Origin of the sequence: Streptomyces mangrovisoli (assembly GCF_000974985.2) — a bacterium.
Taxonomy (GTDB): domain Bacteria; phylum Actinomycetota; class Actinomycetes; order Streptomycetales; family Streptomycetaceae; genus Streptomyces; species Streptomyces mangrovisoli.
In genome coordinates this window covers 1-6,130 of the sequence record NZ_LAVA02000135.1, presented here as the reverse complement: position 1 = coordinate 6,130, position 6,130 = coordinate 1, and the positions used below count along the sequence as shown (strand labels likewise).

The following is a 6,130-nucleotide window of genomic DNA, read 5'->3' as shown; positions in this document are numbered from 1 at the left end:
TTCCGGGACAGGGCGCGCCGCCCCCGCCCCCGCACCACCCCCGCCCGCCGGCCGTACCGCCGCCGCACGGCTCCCAGGCGCCCGCACTCCCGCAGGCGCACGCCGCCGACCCGTCCACGGTCCCGCCGCCGCACCCCGCGCCCGCCCACGGCGCCCACCCGCCCGCGGGCCCCCCTTCGCCGTACCCGGCACAGGCGCCCGACGGGTCGTACAGCGGCGACCGCCCCGATGCCCCGCGGCGACCCGAACTGCCGGGTCTGGGCGGCGAGCCGGGGGGCGACCGGCTGTCCGGCGGCGGTGTGCCCGAGGCGCTGCGCGAAGTGGGCCCGCGCGGCCCCGACGGGCCCCGGCACCACCGCGAGGGCCACCGGCTGCCGGGCCGCTTCGGCCTCAAGCGCTTCCGGCGCAGGGGGCCGTCATGACCACCCCGGCCGCCTCCGCCGCCTCCTCCGCGTCCGCCGTCCCGCCTTCCCCGGCCGACCCGGCCGTCGCCGTGGACATCGGGACCCACCACGCCCGCATGGCCGAGGTCGGCCCCGACGGCAGCCCTCGCCTGGTCGACCTGCCGGGCGCCACCCTCGACGAGGGGCTGCCCCTGTCCGCGGCGGCCCGCGCCTCCCGGGTCGCGGCGCTCCAGGAGGCGTACGACGCCTACCGCGCCCGGCACGGCAGGGCGCGGCGCCTCGTGGTCGTCGTCGCACGCCGGGAAAGGCCGCTGCCGGACGCCGAGTTGGCCGCGGCGCTCGGCGGGCTGCGGGACGCCCCCGAGGTGCGGCCGCTGGGTGCCCCGCACGCCGTTCTGGCGCTGCTGCGGCACCGTGGCGCGGCCGGGGACGGCCGCTACGCGGTGTGCGACCTCGGCGCCCGCGCCGCCGAGGTCACCCTGTGCGCGGTGGCCGGACCCAGTGTCGCGGTGCTCGACGGCGCGGAGCACGCGCCCGCGGCCGGGCTCGGGGACGCCTTCGACGCCGCCCTGCTCGCGGGTGCCGGGCTGCCGCACGACGCCGCGGGGCGCGCCGCCCTCGCCGCGGCCCGCCGTGGCCCGGACGCCGGGCAGCGGTTGCGGTCCGCGCTCGACCGCGCGGCCCGCAACCCGGACGTCTACGACGCCACGACGGTGTACTGGCTCGGCGAACGGCCGGTCACTGTACGGGACTTCCGCACCGCGCTCGCCGCCGTCACCACCGCGCTGGACGGCACCCTGGACACCGTCGGCACCGGTCACGCGGTGGTGCCCGTGGGCGGGCTCGCCCGGCTGGCGCCGCTGCACACCCATCTCGCCGCCCGGCACCGGATCACCGGCCTCGCGGGCACCGACGTCGATCCCTGCCATGCCGCCGTCCTCGGCGCGGCCCTGGTCGCCGCCGGACTCGTCGATCCCGGCGACCGCTATCCGCACGCCGTGTGCGTCAGCGCCCACCGCATGGTCGGCGGCCGACTGCGCTCCGAGGAGCTGGAGATCAGCCCGGCCGGGGCTCTGGAGCCGGGCCGCGCCCCGGTGTTCGCGCAGTCCGGCGGGCGGCCGGTGAACGTGCGCCCGGCGCCGGGCGCGCAGCGGCGGGTCGTGGTCGGCGTCCGCGGCACGGCGGGCGGCCCGGTGCTGCCGGTACGCACCGTCCACATCCCGCCCGGCGCCCCGGGGGACCGCTGTCACCTGGGCGTACGGCTCTCCGCCGACGGCGTCGCGCACCTGGTGCTGCGACCCGTGGGCGCGACCACGACCGGCACCGAGATCGAGCTGGGCCGGCTCCCGGTCGACCTCACCCGGACCCACCACTAGACCACGCGACGCACGGGGGGATCAGTGACCGACAGGGACACACGGCGCCGGAGAGTACGGCCACCGCGCCGACCGTGGAACCGCTCCCTCACCCGGCCGTCGGCCGCGGCGCCGACCGCGCAGGGCCGCCCCCACGACCGGCTGTCGGCCCCCGCGTCGAGCACGCGGACGCAGTCCCTCGCCCGGCCCCCCGCCGCGTGGGCCCGCTCGCTCGCCCGGCTCCGCACCGCGGCGCCGGGCGCACCGGCCCGCTCCCTCGCCCGGCTCTGGGCCCGGGCAACAGCCGCTGGTGCCAGCTCCGGCTCCCGGCCGCGGACCGGGGTGCCGACCGCGCGGGCCCGCTCCCTGGCCCGGTCGTGGGCCGTGGTGCTGGTCGCCGCGGTGCTCGTCCTTCTGCCCGCGACCGCGACCGCCGCCCCCTCCGGCGACTCGCCGACCCGCGCGCAGATCTACGACAGCCTCGGCCTCGGCGACCTGCCCGCGGACTACGTCATCCTCGTCGACACCTCGGGCTCCATGGCGAAGGACGGGCGCTACGACACCGTACGGTCGACCCTGCGCACCTTCCTCGACCACGTCTCCCGCAAGGACCGGGTCGCCCTGTTCACCTTCGACGCGCACCCCCAGCTGCGGTACGAGGGACCGGCGGGCGGCTCCGGCACCACCGACCGCATCCTCGCGCAGCTGCCCGCGGCGCCGACGCCCGGCGCCGAGACGGACATCGGCGCCGCGCTGGACGCCGCGGTGACCGAGCTGGAACGCGCCGACGTCTCGTCGATCTCGTCGGTGGTGCTGGTGACCGACGGCGAGCACAACCCGCCCGCCGGTTCGTCCTACCCCTCCGCCAAGGGCGCGCCGTGGACCGCGCTGCACAAGCGGGCCGAGGCCGTGGCGCGCCACACCGACCTCGCCGGGTACGCGCTGCCCCTCGGCTCCCAGGCGTCCGGCGCCGACCTGATGCGCAGCGTCGTGACCCCGACGACCGTGCTGCGGCCCACGAGCATCGACGACCTGTCGACCTATCTGCAACGGGCCGGCGACCGCACCCGGTTGCGCAAGGCCGCACGGCTGCTGAACCCCGACGTCGGCAAGGGCGTGGTCCTGTCGTGGTCCGGGAGCGGGCCCCTGGCCATGACGGACGGCGTGGCCCGCACCACGCTCACCCTCACCTCGCGCAGCCGCCATGTCCCGCTCGTCGTCACCGGGTTGCACGTCTCCCTCACCGGTCCGGACGCCACCGTCACCGGGGTGCCCGACCGGGTGGAGCTGGCACCGGGCACGTCGCGGACCTTCCGGGTGACCGTGCGCGGCCACGTCGGCGCCGATCCGCTGCCGGTACGCCGCACCCGGCACGTCGACGCGCGCCTGCGCGCCGACGGCAAGGTCGGCACGGACTGGGCGGCCGTGCTGCGGCCGGACATCGACCTGCGAGTGCCCGCACGGGTGGCCACCGGGGCGCCGGTGCCGATGGCGGCGACCGTGGGAAGCCCGCTGACGCTGCCGCTCACCATCGCGCTCCTCGTCGCGCTGTCCCTGCTGGGCTGGCTGCTGTGGCGGCGCACCCATCGCCCGCAGCTGCGCGGCGAGTTGGTGCTCTGGCCGACGTTCGGCGGGCTGACCTCCGACCGGATCGCGCTGCGCGGGCGGCGGATGACCGTACGCCCGCGCACGATCGGCGGGACCGGCCGCATCCGGGGCCGGCGCAGCGCGGGCCCCGGCGGCCCGCGGGTGGACCTGTTCATCCGCTACACCCCGGACGGCACCCACGCCCGGGAGAGCAACGCCCTGTGCCCGCCGGGCGAGCAGGTCGTGATCAACGGGATCTCCTTCGCCTACACGCCCGGTTTCCCGGCGAACGGATCGCGATGAGCGCGGCCCTGCGCGTGAACGTCGCCGAGGTGTGGCCCTGCACCACCGCGCTCGGGCCGGGCCGCCGCGCGGTGCTGTGGGTGCAGGGCTGCCCCTTCCACTGCCGGGGCTGCATGTCCCCGGACTGGATCCCCGACCGCCCGCACGAGCTCGTCACCCCGCGCGAGCTGGCCGTACGGCTGCTGGCCGATCCCCGCGTCGACGGGCTGACGTTCAGCGGCGGCGAGCCCATGCGCCAGGCGGCGGGACTGGCCGAGGTGGCCCGGCTGGTCCGGGCCGAACGCGACGTGTCGCTGCTCTGCTTCACCGGCTACCGGCTGGAACGCCTGCGCGCGCGGCCGCCCGGGCCCGGCGTCGCCGATCTGCTCGCCGAGGTGGACGTGCTCGTCGACGGCCTCTACGTGGCCGGGCTCGACGACGGCCGGGGCCTGCGCGGGAGCACCAACCAGCGCGTCCACCACCTCACCGGACGCCTCGCCGACTGCGGCTACGACTTCGAATCGCGCCCGCGCAGCGCGGACATCGCCGTCGACGGGCGGCACGCGCTGCTCATCGGGGTGCCTCCGCCCGGCCTGGTCGCCGCCTTCGACGCGGCGGTCGACACGGTCCGCACCCGCACCACTCCCAGGAGGGACAGCCATGAGCGGTAGGAAGAGGATCCGCGTCGACGAGTCGGAGTGGTACCGGCTCCAGCGCCAGGCGCAGCAGCTCAAGGAGGTCCGGCGGGATCTGCCCCATCTCATCGAGGAGGTGCGGCAGCAGACCAGGGCCGACGTCGACCAGGCCTTCGGCGCGGCGCAGGAGCGGGCCCGGCGAGCCGAGCAGGTCCTGGCCGGACTCAGCGAACAGACCCGGCAGTTGGAGGCGGCCACCTCACGCAGGCTCCAGGAGCAGGCGGCGCAGCTGCGGCACACGGTGGAGGCGACGGCCGGGCAGCTGCGGGCGGAGGTCCAGGCCCGGCTGGACGCTCAACAGGACGTCCTGCGACGGGAGATCGCCGACGAGCGGGCGGCCCGGCGCAAGGAGTTCGACCATCTCTCGCAGCAGGTGGGCGAGTTGACCGCGGACCGGGAACGGGCCGGGGAGGTGGCCCGGATCTGGGTCGACGACGCCCGGACGGTGGAGCGGGCGATCGCGCAGGAACTGCCGCACGAGCGTTTCGCCCCCGGGGAACTCGACCGGCTGCGCACCCGCCTGGCCACGGCCGAGTCCAATGTCGCCCAGGGCCGCCACGACGCCGCGATCGCCCTCTCCCAGGAGACCTACCACGCGCTGAGCGAGCTGCGCCTGGAGGTCGCCCAGCGCGATCTGGCGCACCGGGCGGCGCGGGCCGGCGCCGTACAGGCCCTGGTCACCGTCGACCACCTGATCCGCAAGAGCGCCGTACGGCCGGTGCTGGGGGCCGACGGCGAGGTGCTGGACGGGGTGCGCCTGGAGGTCGACTACTGGTCCGAGGGCGAGCTGGAGGAGGTGCGGCAGGCCGTCGAACGACTGCTGGCCCGCGCCCGCGACGAGGACACCGGCGTCGACGAACTGACCGACCTCCAGCAGCGGGAGGCACCCCGGCTGGAGCAGTGGCTCGGCGACGTGGTGGAGCGCGCCGGGATGCGGCAGCTCGCCTCCCAGGTCCGGGTCAATCTCGCCGACGCGGTCGTCGGCACGCTGGAGCAGATCGCCGCGTACGACCTCGTCGACGGGGTCTACGACGCCTCCGACCCGCGGCGCGCCTTCCTCGCCAAGCTCCAGCACGAGAACGGCAACGAGATCCTCATCGAGGTCGACCGGGCCCCGGAGCACGAGGCGCAGTGCGTGCTGCGGGTGCTGTCGTACGACCACGACACCGCGTCGAAGAGCGAACTGCGCGAACGGGCGCTGTCGATCCAGCGGGCGCTGCGCGAGGAGGGGCACGACGCCTCGGAACCGGTCAGCGACGCGGGCGTACCGGACCGGGCCGCGCTCGACCTGCAGCGCCGCCGCTCCGCGCCCGCGGCGCGGGTGGAGCTCGGCCGGGAGCGGGCGAGCGGCGGGCGCGGATGACGCGGCCCGCGCGGAGCTTCCTCGGTGAGCGGTTCGCCGGTATCGGGCTGCGCAGCGGCGAGCCGTTCACCGTGGTGTACGGGCCGGGTGTGGACGACATCTTCGTCGGCCCGGACTACCGGGTGCGCACGCTGGAGGAGGTGCTCTGGCAGCTGCTCCACGAGGAGGGGTTCGCGCGCATCGCGTTCAGCTCGCTGCGCCGGCCGGTGTACTTCCGGGACGCGGCGTCCCGGGATCTGTCCCGGCGCGGCGGCTCTGCGGGCGGTACGGCGGGCGCCGCTGCGGGCGGTGGGTCCCGGGGGGCCCGGGGCGGCGCGCGGGGACCGGGCCGGATGCGGCACGCCGGGCTGCGGGGGCCGCTGGGGGACGCGCTGGTACCGGGGTTCGGCGGGGCTCGGGGTGACGGGGCTCCGGGCGGCGGGTCTCCGGGCGGTGGGTCTCCGG

4 protein-coding genes and 2 pseudogenes are annotated in these 6,130 nt (G+C 77.2%); all 6 read left to right on the top strand.

The window, feature by feature from the left end; genetic code table 11:
* Positions 1-422 (top strand): annotated as a pseudogene (locus WN71_RS42130) (hypothetical protein); the annotation flags it as partial.
* Entirely contained in the window at positions 419-1,780 is a 1,362-nt protein-coding gene (locus WN71_RS37600; protein ID WP_052743255.1) for a hypothetical protein, read from the top strand. The pseudogene WN71_RS42130 and the gene WN71_RS37600, both read left to right, overlap by 4 nt.
* A gap of 321 nt (positions 1,781-2,101) precedes the next feature.
* Positions 2,102-3,649, top strand: coding sequence for a vWA domain-containing protein (locus WN71_RS37590; RefSeq protein WP_046592793.1), 1,548 nt, complete (start codon positions 2,102-2,104; stop codon positions 3,647-3,649).
* Positions 3,646-4,299, top strand: a complete 654-nt coding sequence (locus tag WN71_RS37585; protein WP_046592794.1) for a 4Fe-4S single cluster domain-containing protein — start codon at positions 3,646-3,648, stop codon at positions 4,297-4,299. The genes WN71_RS37590 and WN71_RS37585 overlap by 4 nt, the downstream gene beginning before the upstream one ends.
* On the top strand, positions 4,289-5,686 hold the full coding sequence (locus WN71_RS37580; RefSeq protein ID WP_046592795.1) for a coiled-coil domain-containing protein: 1,398 nt from the start codon (positions 4,289-4,291) through the stop codon (positions 5,684-5,686). Before WN71_RS37585 ends, WN71_RS37580 begins: the two co-directional genes overlap by 11 nt.
* A pseudogene (locus WN71_RS37575) lies at positions 5,683-6,130 on the top strand (hypothetical protein); the annotation flags it as partial. The gene WN71_RS37580 and the pseudogene WN71_RS37575, both read left to right, overlap by 4 nt.